The sequence below is a fragment of the Bremerella sp. TYQ1 genome, from assembly GCF_020150455.1.
Classification (GTDB): Bacteria; Planctomycetota; Planctomycetia; order Pirellulales; family Pirellulaceae; genus Bremerella; species Bremerella volcania_A.
Genome location: NZ_CP083740.1, coordinates 5356986 through 5382719 on the forward strand (window position 1 = coordinate 5356986; position 25734 = coordinate 5382719).

Sequence of the window (25734 nt, forward strand, 5' to 3'; positions counted from 1 at the left end):
ATAACTCGCGATCGAAGCCGTTAAGCCACCGACTAGTCACTCGCTGCGATGCGTGATACTGCTCTGCCAAGGAAGGGCTAAGTGGTTTAGAATTCGGACTTTTCGTCAGCTGGATAATGTGGAACTTTGGAATGGCTCCTTTGAAAATTGATGCAGTCCGACACTTTCTTTGCGGGATCGCCATGGGAGCGGCCGACGCCGTGCCAGGCATTTCTGGCGGGACGGTTGCGTTGGTGCTGGGGATCTATCGCCGGCTTGTCGATGCGGTGAGCCAAGTCAACGTCGAGGCGTTCTCGCTGCTTCGTAAACGACAATGGGGAACATTGATCGAGCGGTTCGATCTCCGTTTTCTGCTGGTTTTGCTCGGCGGAATTATTTGCGGGCTGCTGACGTTCGTCGTCGTCTTGCACGAACTGATCGGCGAAGCGGAGCATCCCGCGTCGACGCGACCGTTTGTGTATGCGGTATTTTTTGGGGCGATCGTGGCGTCTGGATACTTGGTCGCCAAGATGGTGCGTCCTGCGAGTGCCGGACATGGCGTGCTGTGCGTGCTGCTCGGGATTGGCGGAGCTGGCTTTGCGTGGTGGCTGACAGGACTGCCGGCACTGGAAGAATTCGATGCGGCCCCGAATCCGCTTGTTTCCTTCTTGCTTGGATCGATTGCGATCTGCGCGATGATTCTGCCAGGCATCAGCGGTTCGTACTTGTTGCTTGTCTTCGGAGCCTATCATTACTTCAGCGGCGTCCCCAAAGCTTTGGTGAAAGGGGAAATCGTTCTTGGCGATCTCTTCGCATTTGGCTGTTTTGCGGTAGGCTGTCTGTTTGGCCTGCTTTCTTTCAGCAAGCTGCTGAAGTGGTTGTTGCATCAGCATGAAGCGGTGACGTTGTCGGTGATGGGGGGATTCATGATCGGAGCCCTCAGAAAGTTATGGCCCTGGCAGGGAGACGAAATCGAAACGCCGTATGCCAACGAAGCGGTTATTTGTTTCGGTTTGATGATCGTTGCGGCGATTGCGGTTCTTGCTGTCGATTACCTGGCCCGGCCGAGCGTCGAAGAAAAAATCGAAGAAGCGGTCAGCGATTCGTAACGTCGATTTGGACGCCGCTAAAAAGAAAAGCAGCTTTAGGCGATCTCTCTTGCGCCAATTATAACGAAGTATTGTCCAAGTGTACAAAAGAAATGCAGCAAGTCTTCGGAAAGTGAACGTACAGTGATGCTGAGTTATTGCCGTTGTGCGAGGACATTCGAGGCAAAATTAAGGGCAGACCGCCCTCCTGGTTTCGCCATTGGCGCAGAGAATGGAACGTAAGTCGTTGTGGTAGCATCGCGAGCGAAAAAAGCTCGCCAGCTGGACAATATTTGTGGATGATACCAAGTGCATCTATCGAGCCGGCAAACATCAAGCCAACCAGCGAGCATCATGCCCCCGGCTACGGAGTTCGTCGACGAATGTCTTCGGCCCATGGGTGCAGAAAACGGCCTTAGGGGCAACGATCTCGACCGCTTGGATGAGTTGATCGAAGTCGGCGTGATCGGATAGCGGAATCCAGTGATCATTCGGAGCGGAGCGTCGCCGCTGCGGATCTTGCGCCCAGCCGGTGACATGGTATTTTTCGACATGAACGGCCCCCGGCAAGCCGCCAGGGGTGATCGGCTTCGGAGGAACGATCACCGCACAGCCGGTAACCGGCCTTCCTCCGTAGAGACGGAAATCTCCCAAGTCGCAGCCGGCTTGTTGATAGATCTGGCTGATTTCGTAGATCGCCGGATGCTGCAAAACAGGAATGCCGTGCGAAGTAAGGATCTTCGTCACCTCCTGCGACTTTCCCAAAACATAAGCGGAGATGACAGGGGTAGCGCCACGGCGAAGCGTTTGTCGGACGTTTTCGACCAGCATCTCGACGACCGTTTCGCGAGGTGGCAGGCGATAACGGGGATGGCCGAACGTGCATTCCATGATCAGATAGTCGGCGTGGCAAAGCTGGGCGGGTTCGGCAGTTGCCGATTGGCCTAAGTTGAAGTCGCCGGTATACAGCAGAGAGCCTTTCTCATGTTCGACATGCAGCATGGCCGCCCCAAGGATATGGCCTGCTGGCAAAGCCTTCAGAGAATGCCCAGCGACGTCGATGCTTTCCCCCCACGGCATCACCTTGGTTGGCACATTGCCGAAGCGATGCTGTACTAGTTTGGCCGTCGGTTCGGTACACAGCGCCAGGGCGTGTCGGGCCGCATGATCCATGTGCGCATGCGAAATGAACCCAATCGCCTGCCGACGTGTCACGTCCAAAGCAATTCGGGACGGAAGCAGAAACAGTCCCCGATCGAGGGCAAAAAGGCCGGAAACATGGCCCAAACGCCGCACGGGTGCAGGTATTTCGGGAGAAAGCGAGGCTTGATTGGCACTTTCCGTCGGCTGGGTCGCTTTTCTTTCGGACAAGGACAACCTAAACTTAACGTTGGAGATGGGCGTTGAACTGAGACGTCGGTCTCTTTGTACTCAATTCTTCAAGCCGACGGGGCCAACTGCCGATAGGTAGAGGGCGAAAACTCGAATTTCGAGTGGCCGCCGGATTGAAGAAGCTTACACCGGGGGCGAACTGGTATCGACCGGATAGTCTGAAGTGTAAGTTGCGTGTCGTGGTTGGTCAGCAGGCCACGTAAAAAGCCGACCAAACAATAACTGCAAACGATAACTTTGCACTGGCTGCCTAATTAGTTGTAGCCCCGACTGAGGGTCTTTGTCGGAGAGACCTGAAAGTCGGACGCCAATTCCGACTCGCTGATGGTCACGTGGAGCACGCCTGAGGCTAAATAAAGTTCTCCTCTAGCTTCCCGGGAATCCTGTCGATTGGAGTCCCGGATTGCGAACCTTAAATAATCGAATACACACGTAGACGCTTGCATGGAAATATCGCGGCACGCGGGTTCAATTCCCGCCGCCTCCACTTGAGCCGAGTTGTGAGAAATCGCAACTCGGTTTTTTCTTTGGATTTGCGTCAATTCTCGGCGTTTTTGCAGGGTTCTTGCCTGTCTGAAGGGTGCCACAAGGGGTGCCACAGCATTGAACATGGGGTGCCACAAGGATACGATGGATCGCAAAATCCTTCCCCAGGTGAGAAAGTAAAGGATCTCAAAGAAATGACGGCAGAGACTCGTCGGACTCGGGTGCCCAAGCGAAATGACAAAGGGCAATGCGTCATCAAAATTGGTGGGCGTGGTGACTATAGAACGTTCAAATTCTCTCGGTCTGTGTCCGACAAAGAGGTCGAGGATCGGACGATTCGGCTCAAAGAAGTCTACGATGTCTGTGGGGGGTGGAACGACCTTTCCAACTTCATCGCTGACGAGGTGAGGAAGGGCAGTGTTCCTGTACCACTACCAGCCATGGATCTTTCGACGCATCTATGGCACGAGCGTCTACCGTGGGTTCCCTGGCGTTCGCTGCTTGTCCATAAAATGCCTTCCATTCCTTGGGCGACACTGGGCGAATCACGTGACACGAGCATTAGTAAGCATGTTCTGGCCGGCATACGCCAGTTCGCAACCAATCAATTGGAGGAACAGGTTGCGATCATCTCCGATATTGACGGTCACAATGCGAGCGAGGTGAGACCTATTGCCGGCCACCTCCAAGAGGCACTGACAGCATACGAAAATTACGTTCAAAAATTGCAGCCTTCCAATAAGGACAGGCATTCCAAGATTCGACAACTGAAACAACGACATCCTGATCAGCCTCTTGCTACGCTAGGCATCGAGAGTTGTCGCAAGATGATCGACTACTGGCGGCAGCGTCCACCACGTCACGATGGGCGAGGCAATTACACCGAGAAGCGAAGTGGGGCACAGTTGCGTGAACTAGGTCAGTTCTTCAATTGGCTACATGTGGGAGATGAATTCAATTGGACAGAGCCGGAAAATTTTCTTCGACTCTCCAGAAGTATCGCCAAGGAGAAAGCCAAGAAACAGAGTATTCAAGATGGCGGTATGGCAACCTTCAGCTTGGAGGACCTTAAGCGTTTGATCCAGGTTGCTAAGATGCCGGAAAAGCTTTGGATCGTCTGGTGTTTGAATACTTCTCATGGTGCGGCAGAAGTTGGTCGGGTCCTTTGGGAAGATTTATATCTCGATCAGGATCACCCGTGGAAAACTAAGGGATTAAATATTTGGGAAGGCGGGAATTGGGTAGGTATCCTTAGGCCAAAAACGGATGTGCTTGGATGGTGGCTACTTTGGCCTGAGACCGTCGCACTATTGAAGGATTGGCGGAAAGAATGTGAACGAATTCTTGGTCGAGAAGTTCGTGGCACAGATCGGCTGATCATTTCCGAAAGCGGTAATCCACTCTATCGTGACCAATCAAAAAATGGACAAAGTGGATTCGCCAGCCATTTCAAAACACTAAAAGCAGACTGCGAGCGATTGGAATTACCTGTCGCCGATTTGCCACCCGGTACACTACGAAACCAGTTTAGCGATTGGTGCGGAGGCGATGAGGGTAATGCGACGGTGGCAAGCGTTGCCTTGGCTCACGGAATTCCGCACGAGGGAGATAAGCTCTTATATAAGCACTATGCTAATCGACCTTGGCGAAAGCTTTTCGAGAAGCAGTTAGAGTATCGAGAATATTGTGCATCAGCGTTGAAAGCCGCATTTGAGCCACCTCCGCTTCCCCAAAAGCAACGTAAGTTTCTCGAATTATGGCCGACCCTTTCGGGAAAGAAAGCTGCTAAGGTCGCTGAGGCTGCTGAAAAGTTGCAGTTGTCGAATGCGACAGTCTATCGCTACTTGAAGCAACTTAACGAAGTAGAGTGATCCATAGCACAGCCGCCTGTGGCCAATGTGACATTCCTCGGCGTAGTTATTCAGGGGTGAACTATTGAGGCTGTTGATTCTTGTTCCGTCTGGCAGGCGTAAGTTCTTGCCATCGCTGCGTTACGGTTCAACAAGAAGCAGCGTTGAGTCATCTTTGGTCAGTTGCTTTTGAGGTGCAAAGCTGTTTGAGTACTTCACTCCCATCGTTATCCTGACCGAACGGATTTCACCTTTGAAGAAATCCATGACGCTTTTCTCACCCACGCAGCCGATCACGAATCTTGTATCCGGTGTCGTCGGTGCTCCATCGCCCTTAGCGATGAGCTTTCCATCATGGTAGAGACGGGTTTCATTCTCAGTAAAGACACCAGCAATGTGCGTCCACTTCCCGGGCTCAACAACCGAATCGGAATTGACCATGCCGCTCATCGTTTCTGCCGAAACAGCGGTGCCGCAGACTCCAATTCCGATCCCCTGCTCTCCAGGTACATCACTGCCGATGATGAACTGGCAGTTGTAGTTTTCGTACTCTACAAATTTGACCCATGCTTCGAGCGTGACAGGTAACACTCGTTCAACATCGGTGACAATCCTGGTCTTTCCGTCGAACTGAACGGCGTTTGATCTTGCCGACTGGGTATCACCGAGTGACATAAATCCGATCCATAGGCCAACAGCACTAAGTAGACCGATTGCTAAGGCAATGGTCGCAAAAGCTACCCACTGACGCCGTTGTGAACGCTGAAGCCATGATCGAAGCTCTCCTGCAAAAACTTCTGCCGATGCGAAACGGTCACCAGGATGCTTAGCCATCGCTCTGGAGCAGATGTCTTCTAATTCCTTGGGAAGCGATGAATCGACTTCTCGTAATGGTAATGGAGGTCGGAAAAGAATCTGCTCTCGCAATTCCGACGAGTTTCTAGCTGGGAATGGCGATTTGCCTGCCAACAATTCAAATAACAGAATGCCGAGTGCGTGAACATCACAACGACCATCAAGCAGTTGTGTCTCAGAGGCGACCTGCTCCGGAGCCATGTACGCCAATGTACCGCTGGAGATGCTCCGCCCTTTTTCGAGCTCGTCCAGAGTACAGGCAATCCCAAAATCAGCGATTAGTGGATTACCGCTCGCATCGATTAGAATGTTCTCTGGCTTTATGTCCCGATGAAACAATTCCTTCTGGTGTGCATAATGGAGTGCATCCGCCACGGTGACCACGATGGAGACAGATTCACGCACCGATAGTTTTTGAGTGCGACTCAACTCAGCTAGACTTTGACCTTCGACTAGTTCGAAGACCAAGTAAAGATGCCCTTCGTGTTCGCCGCAGTCATGGACTGCAACGATCCCAGGATGCTTTAATTTTGCAACACGTCTTGCTTCATCAAGCAGAAGATCACTGGATGTACGGGCATGGCCAATCTTGACAGCTACTGCCCGTTGCAGCTTGAGGTCAAGGCCACGATAAACTTGTCCGTAGCCACCTGAACCGAGCAAAGCGTCAAGGCGATATCGCTCAGACAACACTTCACCGCTAATATCCTTTGCCTCTGACTCACGCAGATCAGTTAGCGGACGTGCTGGATCTTTCTTCGTCCAAGAAGTCGTCTTCAGGCTTTGGATTTTTGTTTGTAGCTCTTGAGTGAGGTGAGGACAGTCTGAACAGAGTTCTTGAGCTGGAATGTCTTTACCACCCTCAAACGCCTCTTCCCATTGGACCAGCAAGTCAGCGATTTTGTCTCGATCTTCTTCAGTCAAGATCCCAACCTCCCTGAAGACGTTCGTTTAGCAGCAGCCGTGCAGATACCCAGCGGCGTTTCAAAGTCGCCAGGGAAATCCCGAGAACACGAGCGGCATCGGATTGGATTAATCCGTCATACCAAAGCAGGCTGAAAACCTCTTTTTCGGCCTCGGGAAGCTCTTCGACTGCCTCGTGAAACTCGGTCCAGGCAGCGATGGTGTCCGGCTCGAAATGTACATCAGGATGAGATTGTGCAGCATTGCCAGCATCGGTATCATGCTTGGTGCCTACACCAAGCGGGCCAAAATGACTGCGAGCTAAATCGATCAGTTCCCGACGAATTTGAGTTGCAGCGAGTCCATAGAATTTGCGGACTGATTCTGGCTTTACTGTCACCAAGGCCCGATGCAATCGCAGGAGGCTCTCCTGTAGAACGTCGTCGGTATCTGACCATCTGCCGACACCTGGATATTTCTTTAGCATTCTCCGAGCCATCGTTCTTAACCGATCGCAACAATGCTCGATGATGGTCCGACGGCTTTCCGGACACCCTTCAGAAAGCCGCTTTAGCTGATTACGCAAATCCGTCGTATGTCCCAAGTCTCCACTCCCGTTAGCAGGCCATATCGAACGGGACGATGTGGTCCACCTCTACTGAAATGGGCGAGTGTCGGGCAGGAAGTAGCTCAAAGAAATTTGAAGAATCTATGAAGGGTGAGCTATCTACGAAGTGGTTCTCGCTCAATTGGGGTAAAGCAAGCACCCTCTAATCAGAAAGGCATCTTGGCCAGTGACAGTCCACGTCGAAGAAATACTATTGGCTGCAGAACAGAATGATTGGCGACTGCGTGAAGACACTGCCGCCAAGTTGGAAGAGCTACTTAGAAAACTGAAGCCAGGTCCAAAACCAGAGTGGTATCCAATTGTCAACTTTCTGCTTGGGATGTTTTACAGTGACCAATTCTGGGAAAATGACTTTCCAACAAAAGCCAATCAAATCACAGCTGGACGTGAATTTACAGATAAGGTTGTAAATTACTTCTCCGCCTTTCTGCGGTCTACACATCGTCCTTGCTTTGAGTTGGTAAGCAATGAGCTGGAATTCAGACTTCCAATTGACACGAAGTTTTGGGCGTGTTTCGGATTTGCCTGGAATGCTTTTCACTCAGTTCAATTCGATCCTTGCATTCCCCTGACTGGCGACGATGAGCATCTCGATTTCATTGGCGTAGCCTTGGACAGACTTGCCCTTGCCTACTATTTAGATGGTCAGCCAGAGCTCTCTGCTGATGCACTTGTCGCTGCCATCGAAAGCCCAACAAGTTCATGCTGGACCTACTGGCATGGTCCAGTTGATCTCACTCGTCTCTTGGCATGGATTGGTTGGCTTTATTTTGATGGAGGAGTATTCGACAAAGCGGCTGAGTATATGCAGGAATGTGTCGACTCCCTGCCACAACATCCTGAAGAAGGAAGCTCACCTGCGACCGCATCTCTCATTCGGCTTTCAGAAATGTACATGAACGGTGGAAACTGTGAGGGAGACTGGCGACATGCGGTGACTGAGGTTGGAGACCATTGGAATTTTCTTCCATCCGGTACGCTAGTGCGTGGTTGCGATGCATTTATGATTCGCCTGAGTATTTCTCTCGCATCGCAAGGCGGAATTGAGGAGGCGTTAAAGGCAGCAGAGACCTGTATTGCCTTTGGCGAACCTCTTCGTGACTTGCAGTTTGAGGTACTAGAAGACTATAAGCCCGTTCCTTTTCCAGAAGCCCGACTTTTCAGAGCAGCACTCAGGACAAAGCTCGGAAGCTGGGCTCTTGCGTTATCAGATCTAGAGGAATGTGTCGTTCAGGTGAAAAAGTACATCAACGAAGCCTGCGTGCTGACATGCATATGTCTTCTACAGTCTGAAGGAGTCGCAATTGAGTCACCGACTGAACTCAAATCCACGCAAGAGCGAGTCTCTGGGCTTTCTGAACAAACCAAGAGGGTTTTGCTATTCCGATGTGAGCGTGTGCTTAACGAACTACTCGATAGAACAGATGGAAAGCGTGGCCTGAATTCTGAAACTGCAGCGGTGATTTGCAGGGAATTAAACCTTCACTCTCACCCTATCCCAGACGAATTGAAAACAATACTCGGTCATCCAGTTATTTCAATGTGCTCTGATTGCGATGGAGAAGGCGTCCTGTGGTCAGTCAATGAAGAAGAGACCTCCCACCAAGGCGAACGTTGTCCCGCCTGTAATAGCATCGGATACTTGCTCGACGTTTCGGACCAGAGCGAAATTCCTTTCTAACCAACGGACAGCTTCTACCGAAAGGGCCACGTTTGATGACGGCACCACGTACTTCCCATTTTACTATCTTTCTTCGTTACCTACTGTTGGCATCACCGTTTGCTATCCCACTTGGCTGCATTCTTTCGCCATGGCTCGGCCCGTTTCTGCTGGGTTTCTTTATCACCTTGACAGTCGTTTGGTTCGTAATCTGGGGACTCACTAATTTGTTCACCTACGCTATAGGACCGGATGATTACAACACAATAATCGAAGCAGGCGGCGACCCCTTTCATGACTCACTTGGAGCTCCCCTCAATTTTGATTCAGAGGAAGTACGTTGTCAGGGCACTTTTGATGAAGAAGAGTTGCCAATGCTAAAGCCACTCGATCCACCGAAAAGACGTTAAATACGAGAATGACTGAGTGATTACTCGTTGCTCGAACGAAAGAGCTCCAATGTTCGAGTGAGCGTGTCGCCATCATTTCTCAGAAGCACGATGAGAGCCTCTCTTGCAACCGCCGACTCATCCTGCTGAACCATGTCAAAAAGACAAGCGACTACATCGCTATCCAAAGCTCGGATAGCATCAAGCGTAGATATCGCCGATATTCGGACAAGTCGATCCTCATGCCCCAGCTTTAAGATGATCGACGGAATAAATGGTCGGGCATCGACGACCCCCATTTGCTCTGCCTCTTCTGACACGATGTCCATGACAAGCCTCTGAACATCTGTGCTTCCGGAACGCAACTGCTCCAAAAGAATCGGAAGACATTCGGTCCAACCAATACTCCTAATTCGACACCAGAGTTCCGGTGCCGTGTGAGGAGTGACCGGATTTGCCAATACCTGTAATACGTGCGGCAATGTCTCTTCGATTGTGCTCATTGATTCCTCGCTGCCGATAGGTCTCAAGTACTTCGCTAACACAATGAGCGTGTTTACTTACCTGACTGGCTCAAAACTAGTGTGAAGATTCTATGAAAGCGTCCCAGATTTGAGCCAGTCGCAGTCTTTCACTCGCTGTTCCGATTGATGAAGTATTCGCTACTGGGCCGATGCTCTGAATTCGGCAACCACTAGCACTCGAAGTCTTAGACGGAACACCAAGTATGAGCCAGCGATCTCTTATCAAGAATGACCAGGAATTCCAGCGTCAGATTCGACAACAACAAATGACTGATTGGGCGAAGATTGGACTATTGGTTGGTCTCAACGTCCAACAGTTCCAAACGAATCAGCTGCTGTCTCAAAACCTCGAAGCAGCCTGCCATACGAACGAAGCACTTCGCCACATTGCAGGGACAATCGAACAAATTGCCTCACTTCAGCAAACTCATTTTGATCAGGTTCAACGTGAGCGATCTTTAAAAGAAGTTGCATTCCAGTTTGAAAAGTTTATGGATGAGACCGAGAGAGTCAGCGATCCAGTTTCAGCTGCATACGGCACGAAGAGACTGTTTGATATCGTCGATCATCCAGTCAATGGATTCACCACGGCCGATCTGTCAGACCTTGACGACAAGCGTCATTTCGATGCACTTATTGCTCGTGCTAAGAAAGCCCTGACATCCCTGTCTAACAATGACTTCGAACGCCTTGATCACTTCGAGAAACTATATGGAATCTACCTTCAGAGAAAATCCGATGGCTATGATGCCGATCAAGTGTTTCCATTCCGAAAACACGAGTCATTAGCCGAGAAATTCCGATATCGACCTAATATCGATGAAAACGAGCAATTTGGTTCTGGCCATGTGAACACAGAAGCACAGCTGACCAAGCAGAAAGTCATTTCTGGATTGCAGGTCGGATGTGGAGGGCTGATGCTTCTTTGGGGAGTGTTGATGGTCATCATAGCAATCAATATGGCCATCGTTGACAGAGATCCTGGACGACTAGGTGGACTTGTATGTGTTCTCCCATTCGCAACTGTCGGTGGAGTAATGGTCGCCCTGTTCTTCAAGAAACGGACAGAGCAGACGCAGTTGGATGAACGGAAGCGGGAAGAATTTTCGCAGCGGCTCAAGCAGTGGGAAATCGACAAAAGAAATGAGGAAAACAGAGTTCTGGCCCTCAACTCAAAAATCGATGAGGAAAATGCCAAAATTGAAGAGCGTCGTCGCAAGGGACGCAAAATCTACGAGGCAACAATGAATGAGATGAGGAATTTGATCAACGGATTTCTGGACGATCATCCTCCGATACAGCAATTTGTTGCAAAAGTGTGAACAATTAGGACTCCAACCTTCTACGAAATGACAGGGAAGAGTATAGCCCTCCGCAACAGCGACAAAACGATATCATTCTGTTCAGTTGAGACGGATCCGATAACGAAGCCTAATAGGAGTAGAGCAGCAAAGCTCGGCGGCGATTTTTCGATTCGCCTTTTCTCATAAGGCTTCAGCCTCCAACATCAGAATTCAGATTCGAGAACAAATAAAAATGCAACAGCGGAAGCCGCTACAGACCGTAGCTAGGGTTCTTTCGTTAAGAGTGTTTTTGCTGGAATTTCTCCATTTGACAAAATGCAACAAAGGGTCCGTTGACTTGTATCAACGAACCCTTTACCCATCGCTCAGTATTCGTCGGGAAGTAGTATGCAGGTCGAAGATCGGTCCGCCTCAGTGATGACGTAAATCTTGGTCTCGTCCCCGAGTAGGAAAGCGGAAAAGATTCTGCCGCCATCGTCCAGTGCATCCTCGTTAGCTTCTTGGTCTTCTCGACCGAGCACGCCAGGATCGAGAACTACGTGTCGGCGAATTAGTTCCATTGGCGTCTGTTCGTTCGATTCGAGTGCTTCAAGTGCTCCCGGCGTAGCGACAACCTGTCCTAATGCAAAACGTGGTTTCTTGTCGTTCGTGGTAATCATCGTGTCTCCTGTGTTGAAGGGGGTGTTGATGCTTCAACTGACTGGTCCGGTTGCATTCACAGCCAACGCTATGAACGAAAAAAGCCGGGACACCCTTGCCACGGCTCGCACCCTTCCGTTGATCACTACGCTTCGAGTTCATCCCAGCAGAACTCCGTTGACTTCACCCCTTCAGGTGGCAATACTTCTCCGAAATACGTGCAGGAAAACGGAGTGTTGCTTCCTTCCTGTCCGTGGATCATCAGGTGATCCAGATCGAGTATTTGACCGCTGGGGCCATAATGTCGATCTTCTTCTGGGTAGTCGCCGAGGTCCGCTTTGTCCACGATGATGAGGTGTCCGTACTTCTCATTGTCCGCCAGTTCGTCGATGGCGTCTGACTCGCTATCTGCTTCGACAATGAGGAACAATGGCGAGTAACTGCCGCCGATCTCGACAAGCCATGTCTTCCCGAACCAATCGCCGAGATTGATGACCGGCATGTCCTTAAGTTCGTGGCCGTGAAATGTTCCGTTTGCTGTGATCGTCGCCATGCACGTGTCTCCTGTTGGGGGTTGAGTACATGAGCAGGGCTTCGGTCCGATTATGTCTCAGCTTGTTCCTCATAGAACGCTTCCTCGTCTTCGGCATCAAGATCACCGAAGAACTGAGCGAGATGAGCCGCCTGACGACGAGCATCATCGTCGGTGTAATCGTCGATCAACTCGCCACGAAAGAGCATTCCGCTTTCGCCAAGGGCGTAGCCGATGATGAAGCGGCCACGAGTGAGACGGAACATCAGAGCGAGTGATCCCGACCAGTAGGTCTCGACAATCTCGCAGCGGCAGTCCAACATGATCTTTCCGCACCAACTCGTCAGCGTGATGCCGTGGCAAGTTGCGTTCGTATAGGCTGTGATGTGTCGTCCAATGACAGTAGCACCGATAGCGGTAAATGCCTGTCCTTGGTGTTCGATGACGCCAATTTCGATTTGTCCCTGTCGTTTGCAAAATGTGTCTTTCATGATTCATCTCATATGCTGGAAAGTGGAATTCGTTGATGACACGAATTCCGGGTCCACCGCTTGTACGGACAGGCGAGATGAAATTGGATTCAGAGATTGAGGTAATGAGCGATGGCACGTTCTAGAAAGCGATCGAAATATGTGATCGTCGATTCAAGTATCCTGTGCTGTATCGGACCTGAGCGTGTTCTTGACCTCGAAGAAGATGTCGAAGGCTCTCTCGCAGACGAGTTGGAATGCCCGATTGCTGACCCGGTACTTGAATCTCTTAGACGGATTTTCTCCCTCACTTTCTCAGAGAACCCATTCATCGATGGAACAGAAAAGGCCGTCACGGAAATTCGTCGCCTTTGTGTTGAGGCACTAGTTGAAATCCCTCAGATCCTAGAGGACCTAAAGCTAGCTCCAATTCCTCGACCACTTTCGGCGAGACGCAATGCTCACGTGTTTCGCTATTTCTTCGTGAAAGACGACGAGCTCAAGATGCAAGTGCAATACGAGGGCAGGAAACGCTCACTCCACCGACTGATAGAAAAATGGCCCGGTGATGAGCTCGTCAAAATGCTGCGAGATGTCGTTTCCGAAACGTTTTCAGAGATCTACGATGAACAACAAGCGGAAGACACCCTTAGGAGAATCCGGTCCAAGATCTGGAGGTGCCTTCCGGCTTACAATGACCTGCTGATCGATATCGAGGTTGAACCGATGCCGATTTACGACGAGTCCTACGACAGCTTGGAATGAAATCGATTGTCGATCCTCGCAGTCTTTGGCGAGCATCGAAGTGCTTATTGACTAGATCTGATTCAAGCCATTCATAGGCTCACAACTTGATCGTTCTACGCAAGTCTAGGTTCAACAATTACAAGGACCTATAGACAAAAGCCCAATCGCTCATTCTGATCCGACTTCAGTCGTAGATGGGGGACGTATATCCAAGACAACTCGATGTGAATCTGCCAATATTTCCACTTCCTTGGCCGGGTATACTTCTGAAAGCACACCAAGAATCTTGGCTAACAATTGTTCGTCAGCTGCATTTGATAGTGAGGCGACGTATTCTTTTGACCGTCCTGTACTAAAGGCGGTAAATCGGTATCTGCGTGGGGACGAAGTACTCGCTGGCTCCGACATTGTCACTCGATACCCTTTGCACTTCACCCATTCTGGAGACTCTTCTGTCATTGTAGCCTCCCGCCCTGCAGAAACTGCAATGTACGAATGCCCTTTAGTTCACCAATCACCTCATCCAGAGGCTCTCTTTCCTCAGGCTCTTCCAACGGATACAGATCGGAATAAACCCGAACGACTTGACCTTTAAGTTGCCCCACATCGGTCCCTTGAATATCTATATTCCATTGGGCCTCAAAAGTACCGATCAATTCGCCGTCGTTCGGCGACTCAACAGATGGCTTATCGATGCGAATACGGAACGTCTTTCCACCAGATGTCTGACCAATCATTGTGCCAGGACTTGCCGGAATCAAATCATCAAAAGTAATCGATGCCGTTACAATGCCTTCTCCAGGGTCGATAGATGGGTCCATTTCTTCGACGTGGAGAATCTCACGTTCGTATGCTCCGATGGGCACCTGAGGCACCGTTTCAAGCATCAGACTCCCTTTCATCACAAGAGTCATGAACACAGGTGCTGCTTCACAGGGAATCCAATAGTAGGTGCCGCAATGCTCTTTACACAGGTAAGGATTGGCCGGACGTTGGGACGTAACATTGAGCAATCCAGGCGTATGTGCAAATTCCATGTAGCTCTTATACATGTCGTTGCGATCTACGACGGGATTCGAGCTGAATCCGATCAACTCCTTTCGCTCAGCAGCCGCACTTAGGTTGAACGTTCTAGAAATGATGCTGGCATGTTCGTATCCGAATCCTGCACCACCACCGATTGAGTCAGTACCGGTAAACTGAAAATCACTGTAATCCATTATGACGAACGGCTGATACGTCTTAGCACGAACCAATGCATCCATGGCTTGGTCAACGTACAAGTCATTAACTCGATCACGAAGATGTGTTTCCTTCTTCGCCAGTGACGTAGCTTGGCACCCAAGTGTAAGCAGTAGAAATCCAACAGCGACTAATGCGATTGCACTACGCATTTCTCCCCTCTCTCAGAGTGTATCTTCCCTGAATGAGGGATCGTCATGTCCGCTGATTGGGAGCAGTCAAATTCTATGAATTCGGCAGAATCGTTACAGATTTACATATTGCCGTCAATTCGCTCTCTACTGGTGCTGCAGTGATCAATTCCGCAAGTTGCTTCGCCAACTCTAAAAGAATCCGAATGTTAGGTCCGCACACCTTAAGAATTGCTTATTGGCAGCATCCAATTCAGTACACATTAATGCTCACCATTAGGATTTAATTTGGGCAGCCTCCATACGGATTTGCGGCTCTATTTGCGTTAAACATGCAAATATTCAAACTTGTTGCTCGCACAACACCACGACTCAAACTCTCCATTTGGCCCATATTTCCATCTAGCGTGCTGGCGTCTATTTCATCGCCATCTCATCTATATCCATAACAGTCTGCGTTGAGTTGAGTCATAAGATTCTACACATAACATTTATTCAATTTACATATTCAAATGCTTGAAGTTCCCCCCACTTAGCAGTACGCTCTTGCTTGGTTAAGCAACCCACCCTTCGTGGCTACTCACGCTCCATCATGGCATCGGGGAACGTTATGAAAGCTATCTGCATTTCAGCTCTGTTTCAGTTGTTTTTCGTTTCAATTTGTTATGCCCAGGCAGACATCCGTATGGTCTGCTGGAATCTAGAAGGAAACGGACAAGCTAAGCTCGATTTCATAGAAGAGGCTCTCGAAGAGAAGGATGGCGTCCACCTATGGGGCTTGGTTGAAGTTCGAGAGAACAGAGCCGAAAAATACGCTGAGGCTATTGGTGCCGATGAAAGCGGTGAGTTTAAGTCGATTTTAGGTACGACTGGCAATAACATCCGGCTCCAGATTGTCTATGACAGCGATAAGCTCGATCTCCTTGATTCCGAAGAGTTAACAGACGAGTTTGATGATCTCGCCTCTATTTCCAGACAACGCATACCGCTTGTCGGACACTTCAAAGGAAAGGCAACTGGCCAAGAGTTCAAATTCGTTGTCGTCCATCTCAACCGAGGTGATGTAGCTCTTCGTCATCAGCAAGCGACGAAACTTCGGCAGTGGGCAATAGCCCAAGGCCTACCAGTGATCATGTGCGGTGACTTCAACGCCGACTTTCACGTCTTCAATGGAGATTCCGGAGTTAGAGATCAGGCCTTCGACAATCTCATCGAAGGCGGACTCGTTAAGTGGCTGCGTCCCGTATCTCTCGTGAAGACGGAAGATAGTGACAGTTTCGTCACTGTCCTAGATTTCTTCTTCTACACGAACGAAACAATTGGGTGGTCTGGCGAGTCCCGAATTCTTGACCGAGAAGGAGATCAGGTCGCAACGGAACTCGACTTCGATGACAACAGCACGACTCCTGACCATCGTCCAGTCGATGCTGTCCTACATATGGTCGCTGCTCCTACGAATGAGGATGACTCTCCAGTGATGCCTGCTGGCAACGAAGATGATCGAATTCAAGCAATTCTCACTCGAATTGAAGCGATGGAAGCCCAACTGAAGGAATTACGGGAAGCTGTTCAAGAGATCGATTAAGCGGCGATTTGCCTTCATAGAGATAACGCAGCTACAGCAGATACTTCTGCGTTATCAATCCCTCATCCCAGTGGTAATACCTGAAAATCTAGGTACCTAACAATGAAACATTCTGGCTTGCTTACTCTGCTCATGTTGTTCTGCTGCTCATCAGTTTTGCGTGCTGATGAGTCAGTCCAACTAGACGTTTGCGATGTTTCCTTTCTTTGGCCTCTCCCAGAAACAGCAGATGATGCGAATCAACTAATCGCAATTAATGAGAATCTTACTCAAGACGGAAATGGTATTTGCTCTCAGGCGTTGTTTGAGAGACTGATAGAACTAGCCGAGGATCTCGAACTCGATGACGAAGGTCAAAAGGTGGGGATCGATTTCCTGGACGACAAGTTGAAGGATATTGGCAACTGGAAAATCGCCGGGATACGTATCGATCCTTCCGCTCCTGGCTGTAGCAGCAAAATCCGAGTTGACGATAATTTTGGATCGACTGCCCAGATACGACTAATCGCTCAACCTGTGCTTACCTCAGGACAGGCTTCAAAGGCACATGACTTCACGATCCACTTCGTATTCTCTTATGTGCGTAACACAGAACGTCCATTTGAGGCTGACGAAATTCAATTTCGAAAGATCGTCGATAACTTAGTTGAGATAAAAGAAAAGCTCAAGTCAGCGAATGTTGAAACAAGCGGAGCCAAGCTGGGAATTCATCCTGGCTTCGAGACAGACTCCATTCATCTGACAGAAATGCTGAGAGAGTTTCTAAAATCGCACCTCGCATCGAGTCGCTTGAACGCCGTTGCTTTCATGGGCATTGAATCAGGAGCAGAGCCGTGGGTTTTCTTTGCCACTAGTAAGAATGCTCAGTCGGGTGAATTTGAATTGGTATCGGTTCATCCTTCCCTGAATCCTTCAGCAGGTCAGGCTCTCAGCTTCGTCACCGACAATACGGTGTTTCCAATACCTCGCAATCATCAGTTTGGCCCGCTCGTAGGCGTATCGACTAGTCATCTCTTTCAGCCTGGAAACACTGAGCGAAAACTTTTTTCGGATTCAACGGATTCCATGCTTTCGACAGTTAAGGTCAAGCACATTGCTGACATAGTTGCTAATCCAGAGCTGTCTCATTTCTTCACAACGGACTGTGTGAGTTGTCACTCGGAAAGTGCTCTTCGTCATACCAAGCTAGATGGGGCGTTTTCAGAGTTTGCCTTTAAGCTCCCGGAAGGAATATCTGCTGTAAATCCAGATGTTCTTCCAAAAGATGTGTGGAACGTAAGAAACTTTGGCTGGGGCTTCAAAAGCTTCGGAAAAATGGAACCTACTGTCACGATGAGAACGGCCAACGAAGCGGCAGAGTCAGCTCATTTCATTAACGAACACTATCTCTCTGATTCAGAAACTAATCTCGCACCTGAGGAAAATGAAATGGTCGCAAATGCACTGACCCTGGTGATGACATGCCCAACCGACGAGGCTTTTAACCAGCTGAAAACAAAAGTTGAGGGTTTGCTCGGGCGAGATGACAACCCAATCAACAAAGCCCTGGATGAGATTGGAAACGTTCACTTCGCAAGGTTTGTCTTTCTGAATAAGTCTCGTCAGGTCATGGTAATCACTACTTACGACGGGGACTTTGAGTCTTACATTGTGCGATTCTCTGAAAAAATCGGCGACGTGTTTAATCTGATTCTGGCACACGTTGAAGATGCCGACAGCATGAAGGACGAGGCAGGCAATGTCAGTGTACAAGACAACATTGGCGAGTTCTTAGAATTCGTCAAAGCTCACGATCTCGGTGCCGTCCAACCGTTTTATAGTGCCTATCCGGATCTGAGCGTACAGAACATTAAGCAACTCAAAAAGATGGCAGACGAACAAGAGTAGCAAAGTCTGTGCTACCTCGACTAGTCGCTATCGCCTTTCGTCCATAGAAGAATTGACACGCACCTGGAGTATATCGATGGCAGGACAGCAATATCGAATTCTTTCGCTCGATGGCGGTGGAATTCGAGGACTTATTACGGCTCTATGGTTAAAACGACTTCAGCAGAAACTAGAGAAGCCACTGCATACCTATTTCGACTTGATTGCCGGAACTTCTACCGGGGCGATTCTTGCTTGTGGGATTTCTAAGGGGATCGACGTTGACCGTATTGTCGAACTATACGTTGAACGAGGACGTGAAGTATTTCCTTCGCTTCCCTCGCAGCTTTGGAGCCGAGCTACTCGCCTATTTTCAGATGGAACCAGTGCTCCGAAATACGATGGGAAAGGCTTAGAAAAAGTTCTAAAAGACATTTTTCGAACTACCGTTTTCGGAAGTCTGAAGATTAAGCCTACGCTGATCACTACATACGATGTCCTCGGAAGAGAGGCTGTAGTTTTCAAAAATGATCGCCCTGAATACCACAGCCTTCGAGTTTGGGAATTGTGCAAAGCGTCGGCTGCAGCTCCTAGCTACTTTCCCTCACACGTTCTTCAGGTGAATGGGATCGATATACCGCTTATCGATGGCGGCGTTGTTGCCAACAATCCGACAGCTTGTGCAATCGCAGAAGGCATGAAACTGAATAGCCCTCGAAACAACCCCGATCCCTGTGAACTCAATGACTTTGTAGTTGCGAGTTTTGGAACTGGCGAATCGACCCGATCAATTTCCATTGGCGAGTCGCAGGAATGGGGAGCAGCCGAGTGGGCTTTGCCCGTCGTTGACGTGCTCTTCGATGGATCTGCAGACTCCGTTGATTACATTTCTTCGCAACTAATTGACCCCGATAAATACTTCCGATTCCAGACAAGGCTCGAAGACGCTTATGACGACATGGACAACGCATCGCATACCAATGTCAACGCATTGATGCGAATAGCTAGTCAGTACATTGATCACGGAGAGGGTAAAACTCGCTTAAACGCTTTGTCCGCACTTCTTTCCTCAACGGCAAAATAAGTACGTTGCAATCGTTTCACGGTAGTGGGTGCAGGAGAAAGAATCTTGCAGTCCCTAATTTTTTTAGGATGGTCCTATGACAAGAAGTATCTTCATTCTTCTCATTGCATTTACACTTCTCTGTCCACTTCCTGTACTCGGCCAAAGTCAAAGGCTAGGAATTCCCGCAGGTTCTTTCAGCCTGAAACCTAACGGCTCTAAGAGCGTGAGAGGGTACTGCATGGACTTTGGCGTCCCAGCCCCTAAGCCAAAAACATCTCTAGGAAATGTGTTAACTGCTCCGTCACAGATCGTTGTTAGAGACAACGCTGGAAAAACATTCACCATTGCAGAAGCACTTGAATCGAACCTGCTAAGAATCGAAGCTACGTCAAAGAATGCCGATAAAACGGTTGAGAAAGTGCTTGACGACGGGACTGCAAGTTTCACCGTTCATTTTACACTTAGGGAATTATCTCTCGGGAACAAATGGAGTGACTTGTATAAAGATCTAAAGTCCAAGCAATTCACAGACGCACCAGAAGCATTGCAGAAGTACATCTCAGCTCACAAAGAAGAAAGCACTGGCACGCTTAAGCTTTTGAGAAAATGGATAATTGAGGACATTGCAGAGGGGGATGGAGAGCACGTTCGATTTGTCAATCAATCAGACCAGAACCTTGAGATCAATGTTAAGTCCGCCGCTGTTTTCTCAGAAACCCATAAAAAACTCTCCGATGTCGTGCTAGACGTTCCGCCTTCAAGTAGCGACAGTAGCCACTCAGAAAATCAACGAAGGATTTGGTTGGACAACTCTGCATTACATGCCTCTATCAGTGGTAAGTTTGCAGAAGAATACATTCTCGGATCCGAAAAAAGGAGTGGTGTCAAGACTTTTGTCCGAGATGGCGATGATACATTTGTCCTAGGCCAAGTCGAATATCCTAGAATGAATCCGATAATAGAACTACGACTAGTACGGAAGGGCAAGGTCGAAAGAATCGCCGAAGGACGGAAGGCAATAGACGAGTTTTCTGCCACGTTAAATAGAATTACGGCGAAGAACTCCGATGGCAACTTCGTGCTAACGAGGATTGACATTCCAAGATTTGGTGAAGACGGAGTACGAATACAACTAGGGAAGAAGGCTATTGAATTGCCCCTAGATGAATTTAATAAATTCATGGAGGGTGGTGAATTGCCAGAATCGATCCGGCGGGAAGTCGATCTCCTACCACCGACAGCAAATATTGTGATGTGGCGTGATCCTCTTAAGCTGTCTCAAGGCACTGACTACATCGAGGCAAATGGTAAGCCATATCGGGCACAATATTCAATTGCGGAGTGTGTCATTCGACTTGATACTGCCTTGGGAAATAAAAGAAATTGCTATCTTGATGATTTTCGCCCGCTCGTAAAAAGTCGAGTACAGTCAGCCCCAACCGTCCGAGGGCCTGAAGATCTAGCACTTATTTCCGATAAGGCGTCATTTCCCGTGAGAGATTTTGGAATCATCGATAATATTGAGGAAGTGGTGTCTGAGTGTGGCGTGGCCGTGTTCCGGGACATGAATATACAAAACCTTGGACGACGAAATGCGTTTCTTGCACCAAATCTAATCGCAATTACAGGCCATAAAGATGAGAAGTTTCGAGAGTACATGTCCACGATTGTTGAAACTGGTTTGATTAAAGATAAGGTCTTGGTTGTTTACTCTTGCTACGAAACTAGTGATGAAACCATGAACAGTACGCTTTTGCGGCACGAGAATGCACCAAAAGCTATTGTCTTCATTAAAGATACAATTAGCCCCTCTGCTGTTGAGAGTGTGCTTGTAAGCCTTGCAACAATCCTCAAAGACAACAAGACAGAGTCCCTCAAAGTGAAGCAACTTCTTGATAAGGCGGTTGAAGAGGCGTTGACGGATCCAAATGAGACAGAAGTTCAGAAAGTGGAAATCAAAAAGATAAGGAAGTCAGTGAATCAAGTTTCCATGAACAGTTTTGACAACTGGCAGCCAGTATTGATGGGGTAGTAATGGACGAAGAATTTCTTGATATTTCACTCTCTGCTAGAGAGGCATTCGACGAGAATTTGCTTGTTGCTCCTAGTGCTCGGAAGTTTGGCTCAGAGGATGGCGGTGATCTTCCACTTGAGGACATTCGATTTAGAATACATCGGCGACCAGTAGCCTACAATTTTAGATCGTTGCTGGCCAAGTCAAGCAAGACGATACCTGACAACTTTGGCGTGTTCGATGCCTACGACATTTGGCTTATCGAACATACCTTTAGTGTTGTGAAAATGGGTGGGTATAAGCACGTCGAGCAGGTTGGCATTCATGTGTCGCTTCCAACCTCGCCTCGGTTTACAGTATTAAACGTTTTACCCAAGAGCGAGTTTGTAACTCACCTGAAGCTTGGAGCGGGTATTGAGGCAGACATTGCGGTAGATGGTCGGCTCGCTGTACCAGAAAGTGCACTAAATGATCTCTTGGAATTTGAGGAACTAACTGCAGGAGGGCGACTAACGTTTTCTCCAGAAGTATCCCTCGTAGGGCGGGTTTCTTTTAGCTTGATTAGTCGGACAGTTCAGGCGGTCGGTGGTGGAGACAACGAAAGCCTATGGATTTTCGAGCGTCCTTTTGGCGGGACGCCTATGTTCGGAGAGCAGACTGTAGTCCAAGTTGTTTTGTCACCACGCAGAAGGAAAACGATTAAACTAAAGACTTCATTGTTCGCAACAGTGTCACTTTTTGGCGTAATGAATACAAAGTTGTCCAGTGACACGCTTGAGTTAGAAGCGATATTGAAATAACACTTCTTTGACAATTCTAAAAGTGGGGCTATCCAAGATTCGTAGTTCCCAAATATTCTCCACTCGACTCGCTAGGGCGAGCATGAAGGTAACGCCCAGTCGTTGAAATAGAAGAATGCCCCAAAGTGGCCTGCACCAAGTGAATTGGACAACCTCTATCCAGGGCGTGTGACGCATGGGCATGGCGAAACCAATGGCAAGAAACGTCCTTATCAATACCAGCTCGTTGTGATGCCTTCTTGACGATTCGCCACACCGCCGACTCGTCCAAGTTCCCTTTCTTACGACTGCGGAATACCGGTGCCTCTAGTGCGTCACTGTCTCTCAACTTCATCAGAGCTTCCCAGGCCGATTGGGGCATCAACACGGTCCGACTCTTTCCGCCCTTGCCAAAGACTGTGATCTGGCCTGCGGAGTCTCGCTCCTGTAAATGACGTCACTTGAGTGAGCAGACTTCCGAGACTCGGAACCCACCAGCGTAGAGCGTCAGGAGTAATGCCCGGTTTCGAGGCTGCGGTTCGAGACTGATGATCCGCAGTACATCCGTCTCACTGAGAATTCGGTCTGCTAATTGGTCACGGAATTTTGGCAACTTCATTGCACGGCCAATGTCGAACGAAAGGTACCCAAGTCGGTATCCAAAGGCGAAAAGACTTTTGATTGCTGACAACGCTCGTTTGACAGATGATTCCTTCAAACACGGAGGGATGTTGTCTGTGAAATCTTGGATGTCGAGCAACTTGATGGAGCAAAGCGGCTTGTTCACGGAGTCGAGGAACCTTTGCACTTCACGGCGGTAAGCTTGCTGAGTATTCCTCGGACGACCGTGCAACCAGATCTCGATGAGTTGTTCGTCACTGTCCGCCTGTTGGGGTGGCGGATTAATGGGTTCGCTGCTGAATTCGGGCGAACGCAAGATAACGGGACTTATCTTGCGTAATTCCGAACAGTTTTCGGATCGGCTTTCTGTCATCTTTAGCACGCCTTTCTTGCAACAATCGAACAGCTTTCAAACACACATCTAACGGAGATCGAACGCACTTCGTTCAATCTCTGACACTCTTCAAGCATGGTCCAAACGGAGTTTGGCAGTCTCCCAACAGACCCAAGCCACAATCGAAATAACATTCAACCAACACCCGCACGCTTCAAGTGTCGGAAAACAGTTCGGAGAATGTCGTTTTCGTCCTCACCGCTTGTCCCATTCGGATAGCACTGGTCAACGGCACTGGCGATGACCGAGCTTGTCAAGCCAGAAAGTCCAAGTGCCGAGAGACCATCCAGCAAGTCGGTGTGGTCTTGCTTGGGCGTCGGTTTCGACTTCGTTGGTTTAGTTACCTGTGGCGTGTCGGTGTCCCGTTGGTAGAACAGCACGTACTCGCCATTAACACCAATTCCGAGTTCTCGTGCCTTGAGGTTGTCTTCAACTTGGCTGGCATTGTAGTAAGGGCGTCCGTTGCTCAGTTTGAGCGGAGCATGAAACGTCCCCTTTTTGACGTGCCAATAGAATTGGCTTCGGCTCATCTCCAGAAGCGAACACATTCTGCTCACGGTGATGGCAGCTTTCGGTTGGTTGTCGGTCATGGTCCCTACATTCATGAAATGATCTCCTCACAGAAACCGGACTGATCCGGCACAAAACAATCAGGTAGTTGGCCCGTTTAAGTGTTCAATTCCCATCGGCGTTAATGCTCGTCCCTTGTCCCCTTTGGTGATTAGTCCGAGGCGGATGAAGTCACGCTCGAACATCTCAATGGTCTGCTTTGGAAGACCAAGATGCGTGGCGAGAACGTTGAGTCGTACTGGTCCCTGGTGCTGCTTAAGGAGCTGAAGATACTTCTGTTCAGTTGGATCAAAACCAAGCGAGTCGAAACCCTCAATTGCCAGCATTTCTTCAACATGCTCTGGATCAATCTGGTCTGATGACTTCGACGACGCCACTCGCTTCGCACTATCCAAGAGCCGGACGGCCAGTCGAGGAATTCCACGACTTCGATACGCTATTTCCTGTACGGATCTAAGGTCTACTTCCCACCCAAGTCGCACCGCACGTTGCGACACGAGCAACATCATTTCATCATCGGAGTAGTGCTCCAGTCGAAGCAGGATTTTGAAGCGGTCCCTCATGCTGGTCGTGAGCAAGTATTCGTCAGTTGTCGCCCCAATCAGGGTGAACGGAGGAAGTGTCACCGGTTTCCTGTTCCCGCCAAGGAAGAGCTTTCGCTCTTCGATAGCTCGATAAAGCGATACCTGCACCGTTTCGCTCAGTTCATGAATCTCGTCGATCAGTAGGATATGCTCTGCTTCGAGCATCATGAGCAGGCCCTGCATTTGTCCGATGTTGCCAATGTTCTGAGCCAACTCAACGTGGCATTCGGTGCAAAGCTCCTTGGCAATCAATTCGGTCAATAGCGTCTTGCCAGTTCCTCCTGGTCCACACATCAATAAGTGAGGGAAGGCCTCCTTGCCTCCACTCTTGGAACGATCATGCCACTAGGCATCGAGTGCCGTTTTCAGAACGGCCACGGCTCTCGTTTGCCCGACGACGTGATCGAGACTATTTACAACTGGTTCTGACACTCTTTCGTCTCCTGTTTCGGGGACCCATTGGTCCGGTCCCTGTCGGTTTTGTCAAGTCCTTATCTGTTCCATATCTTGTGAAGAGCTTCGTCTTCACGTCGCTTAGCCCTCTTGTTCCAACGTGGTCCACAAATCTTCTTGCACTTGCCGATGACCCGCTGAGCCTTGTCTAGACTTCCAGCATCTTCATAATCAAAGATCCGAAGCCGAAGTCGTCGGAGCAGTCGTTCGTACTTGTAGTTCCGCCGATTGTCTCGGATCGCTTTCTTGAGCGTTCGTTCTGACATGTGATTCTCTCTTTATGTTTCAGGCACCGCCCGAAGTTGATCGATGCCCTTCGCCGTTGGTCCGCTTACTCGCCATCGACTCGTTGGAAGAGTGAATCCATAGCCCTACGCAATGATTCCTCAGACGGATACCCTCCTTGGTCGCCGGTGCTTTCGAGTTCGCTGCACTTGTGGTCTGACAACCAGCCGTAAACTTCGTACTGCCATTCAGCTGGAAGGTCGTATTCGTCATGCAGCCGCCAAGCGGCATCGACGATGTTTTCGACAGTTGCTTCGTATTCCCGTTTGCTGAAGTCTTCCTCATCGAGGATCGGGTATGTCGCCAGTGACTCCATCAATTTGTGAAAGGTCCGAAAAGCTTCGGTGATTTGGCCGTCCTTGAAGACTCGCAAGCTGAATCCGTCAATGTGGCCGACTGCCCAATGACTGTGGGATTCTTCCACCACGTCGGGATCATCAGCCGCAGTGAATGGTGCTAACATCTCCCTGATCTGCTTTGCGTTAGATTGATCTAGTAGTCCGCTATCTCGATGGTGTGTGTAGTGGATCATCCACTCATTGGGGGATTCAAGGTCGTCCTTACGCCACCACACAAAACACTCAAAGGTCCGCCAGTTGCCGGTAGCTTCCTTCGCAGCTTCCTCAATGGTCATGTCGCCAAGATGCGTTGCCGTCGCCATTATTCGTTCTCCGTTTGGGTTGGGTTTCCGCTACGGT

Annotated in this window: 24 protein-coding genes and 1 other RNA gene; 12 read left to right on the top strand and 13 right to left on the bottom strand. The window is 49.3% G+C overall.

All coding sequences use genetic code 11. The features are described 5' to 3' along the window. Positions 1-131 precede the first annotated feature (131 nt). Positions 132-1088, top strand: coding sequence for a DUF368 domain-containing protein (locus tag LA756_RS21780; RefSeq protein ID WP_224436833.1), 957 nt, complete (start codon positions 132-134; stop codon positions 1086-1088). Between the two features lie 312 nt (positions 1089-1400). On the opposite strand, the gene LA756_RS21785 is transcribed toward LA756_RS21780, so the two are convergent. After that, positions 1401-2438, bottom strand: coding sequence for an MBL fold metallo-hydrolase (locus LA756_RS21785; RefSeq protein WP_224436834.1), 1038 nt, complete (start codon positions 2436-2438; stop codon positions 1401-1403). Positions 2439-2589: 151 nt separating this feature from the next. Here LA756_RS21785 and ssrA point away from each other — a divergent pair. Both ssrA and LA756_RS21795 read left to right on the top strand, forming a co-directional pair. Next, positions 2590-2949: a transfer-messenger RNA gene (ssrA, locus tag LA756_RS21790) on the top strand. 901 nt (positions 2950-3850) lie between these two features. Continuing rightward, on the top strand, positions 3851-4816 hold the full coding sequence (locus tag LA756_RS21795; RefSeq protein ID WP_224436835.1) for a hypothetical protein: 966 nt from the start codon (positions 3851-3853) through the stop codon (positions 4814-4816). A 120-nt stretch (positions 4817-4936) separates the two neighbouring features. Here the strand turns inward: LA756_RS21795 and LA756_RS21800 are convergent, their stop codons facing one another. Beyond that, on the bottom strand, positions 4937-6574 hold the full coding sequence (locus tag LA756_RS21800) for a protein kinase (RefSeq protein WP_224436836.1): 1638 nt from the start codon (positions 6572-6574) through the stop codon (positions 4937-4939). Then, the gene (locus LA756_RS21805; RefSeq protein ID WP_315858325.1) at positions 6567-7157 is read right to left on the bottom strand and encodes a sigma-70 family RNA polymerase sigma factor; all 591 of its coding nucleotides are present in this window, start codon (positions 7155-7157) and stop codon (positions 6567-6569) included. Before LA756_RS21805 ends, LA756_RS21800 begins: the two co-directional genes overlap by 8 nt. A gap of 190 nt (positions 7158-7347) precedes the next feature. Here LA756_RS21805 and LA756_RS21810 point away from each other — a divergent pair, with 190 nt between their 5' ends. Continuing rightward, positions 7348-8862 (top strand): M48 family metallopeptidase, encoded by a 1515-nt coding sequence (locus LA756_RS21810; protein ID WP_224436837.1) that lies wholly within the window; start codon positions 7348-7350, stop codon positions 8860-8862. A gap of 35 nt (positions 8863-8897) precedes the next feature. After that, a complete protein-coding gene (locus LA756_RS21815; protein ID WP_224436838.1) occupies positions 8898-9251 on the top strand; it encodes a hypothetical protein in 354 nt (117 codons plus the stop codon). Positions 9252-9271: 20 nt separating this feature from the next. Here LA756_RS21815 and LA756_RS21820 read toward each other — a convergent pair whose 3' ends face one another. Then, on the bottom strand, positions 9272-9733 hold the full coding sequence (locus tag LA756_RS21820) for a HEAT repeat domain-containing protein (RefSeq protein ID WP_224436839.1): 462 nt from the start codon (positions 9731-9733) through the stop codon (positions 9272-9274). A 224-nt stretch (positions 9734-9957) separates the two neighbouring features. Between LA756_RS21820 and LA756_RS21825 the strand changes: the two genes are divergently transcribed. Then, positions 9958-11076: a cytochrome C oxidase subunit IV family protein gene (locus LA756_RS21825; protein WP_224436840.1), complete on the top strand. Its 1119-nt coding sequence runs from the start codon at positions 9958-9960 to the stop codon at positions 11074-11076. Between the two features lie 347 nt (positions 11077-11423). Here LA756_RS21825 and LA756_RS21830 read toward each other — a convergent pair whose 3' ends face one another. From LA756_RS21830 to LA756_RS21840, 3 genes are all read right to left on the bottom strand, one after another. After that, positions 11424-11717, bottom strand: a complete 294-nt coding sequence (locus tag LA756_RS21830) for a hypothetical protein (protein WP_224436841.1) — start codon at positions 11715-11717, stop codon at positions 11424-11426. A 125-nt stretch (positions 11718-11842) separates the two neighbouring features. Continuing rightward, a complete protein-coding gene (locus LA756_RS21835; protein WP_224436842.1) occupies positions 11843-12250 on the bottom strand; it encodes a hypothetical protein in 408 nt (135 codons plus the stop codon). Between the two features lie 50 nt (positions 12251-12300). Continuing rightward, entirely contained in the window at positions 12301-12720 is a 420-nt protein-coding gene (locus LA756_RS21840; protein WP_224436843.1) for a hypothetical protein, read from the bottom strand. A 141-nt stretch (positions 12721-12861) separates the two neighbouring features. Between LA756_RS21840 and LA756_RS21845 the strand changes: the two genes are divergently transcribed. Beyond that, positions 12862-13464, top strand: a complete 603-nt coding sequence (locus LA756_RS21845; protein WP_224436844.1) for a hypothetical protein — start codon at positions 12862-12864, stop codon at positions 13462-13464. A 437-nt stretch (positions 13465-13901) separates the two neighbouring features. Here the strand turns inward: LA756_RS21845 and LA756_RS21850 are convergent, their stop codons facing one another. After that, positions 13902-14840 carry a hypothetical protein gene (locus LA756_RS21850; protein WP_224436845.1) on the bottom strand — a complete coding sequence of 313 codons (939 nt, stop codon included), beginning with the start codon at positions 14838-14840 and terminating at the stop codon, positions 13902-13904. A 589-nt stretch (positions 14841-15429) separates the two neighbouring features. Between LA756_RS21850 and LA756_RS21855 the strand changes: the two genes are divergently transcribed. The 5 genes from LA756_RS21855 (at position 15430) to LA756_RS21875 (ending at position 22150) form a co-directional block, all read left to right on the top strand. After that, on the top strand, positions 15430-16404 hold the full coding sequence (locus tag LA756_RS21855; RefSeq protein ID WP_224436846.1) for a hypothetical protein: 975 nt from the start codon (positions 15430-15432) through the stop codon (positions 16402-16404). A 102-nt stretch (positions 16405-16506) separates the two neighbouring features. Further along, complete coding sequence (locus tag LA756_RS21860) at positions 16507-18291, top strand: hypothetical protein (RefSeq protein WP_224436847.1); 1785 nt, start codon at positions 16507-16509, stop codon at positions 18289-18291. 52 nt (positions 18292-18343) lie between these two features. Then, a complete protein-coding gene (locus LA756_RS21865; protein ID WP_224436848.1) occupies positions 18344-19354 on the top strand; it encodes a patatin-like phospholipase family protein in 1011 nt (336 codons plus the stop codon). Positions 19355-19430: 76 nt separating this feature from the next. Continuing rightward, on the top strand, positions 19431-21368 hold the full coding sequence (locus tag LA756_RS21870) for a hypothetical protein (protein ID WP_224436849.1): 1938 nt from the start codon (positions 19431-19433) through the stop codon (positions 21366-21368). A 2-nt stretch (positions 21369-21370) separates the two neighbouring features. Then, positions 21371-22150, top strand: a complete 780-nt coding sequence (locus LA756_RS21875) for a hypothetical protein (protein ID WP_224436850.1) — start codon at positions 21371-21373, stop codon at positions 22148-22150. Between the two features lie 28 nt (positions 22151-22178). Here the strand turns inward: LA756_RS21875 and LA756_RS27370 are convergent, their stop codons facing one another. From LA756_RS27370 to LA756_RS21900, 5 genes are all read right to left on the bottom strand, one after another. Further along, positions 22179-22511: a tyrosine-type recombinase/integrase gene (locus tag LA756_RS27370; protein ID WP_369123655.1), complete on the bottom strand. Its 333-nt coding sequence runs from the start codon at positions 22509-22511 to the stop codon at positions 22179-22181. Positions 22512-22586: 75 nt separating this feature from the next. After that, positions 22587-23123: a site-specific integrase gene (locus tag LA756_RS27375; RefSeq protein WP_224436851.1), complete on the bottom strand. Its 537-nt coding sequence runs from the start codon at positions 23121-23123 to the stop codon at positions 22587-22589. A gap of 155 nt (positions 23124-23278) precedes the next feature. Beyond that, positions 23279-23749 (bottom strand): AlpA family transcriptional regulator, encoded by a 471-nt coding sequence (locus LA756_RS21890; RefSeq protein WP_224436852.1) that lies wholly within the window; start codon positions 23747-23749, stop codon positions 23279-23281. Between the two features lie 45 nt (positions 23750-23794). Beyond that, the gene (locus tag LA756_RS21895; RefSeq protein ID WP_261362054.1) at positions 23795-24559 is read right to left on the bottom strand and encodes a Holliday junction DNA helicase RuvB C-terminal domain-containing protein; all 765 of its coding nucleotides are present in this window, start codon (positions 24557-24559) and stop codon (positions 23795-23797) included. A gap of 523 nt (positions 24560-25082) precedes the next feature. Further along, positions 25083-25697, bottom strand: coding sequence for a hypothetical protein (locus LA756_RS21900; RefSeq protein WP_224436854.1), 615 nt, complete (start codon positions 25695-25697; stop codon positions 25083-25085). Between the last annotated feature and the right edge of the window lie 37 nt (positions 25698-25734).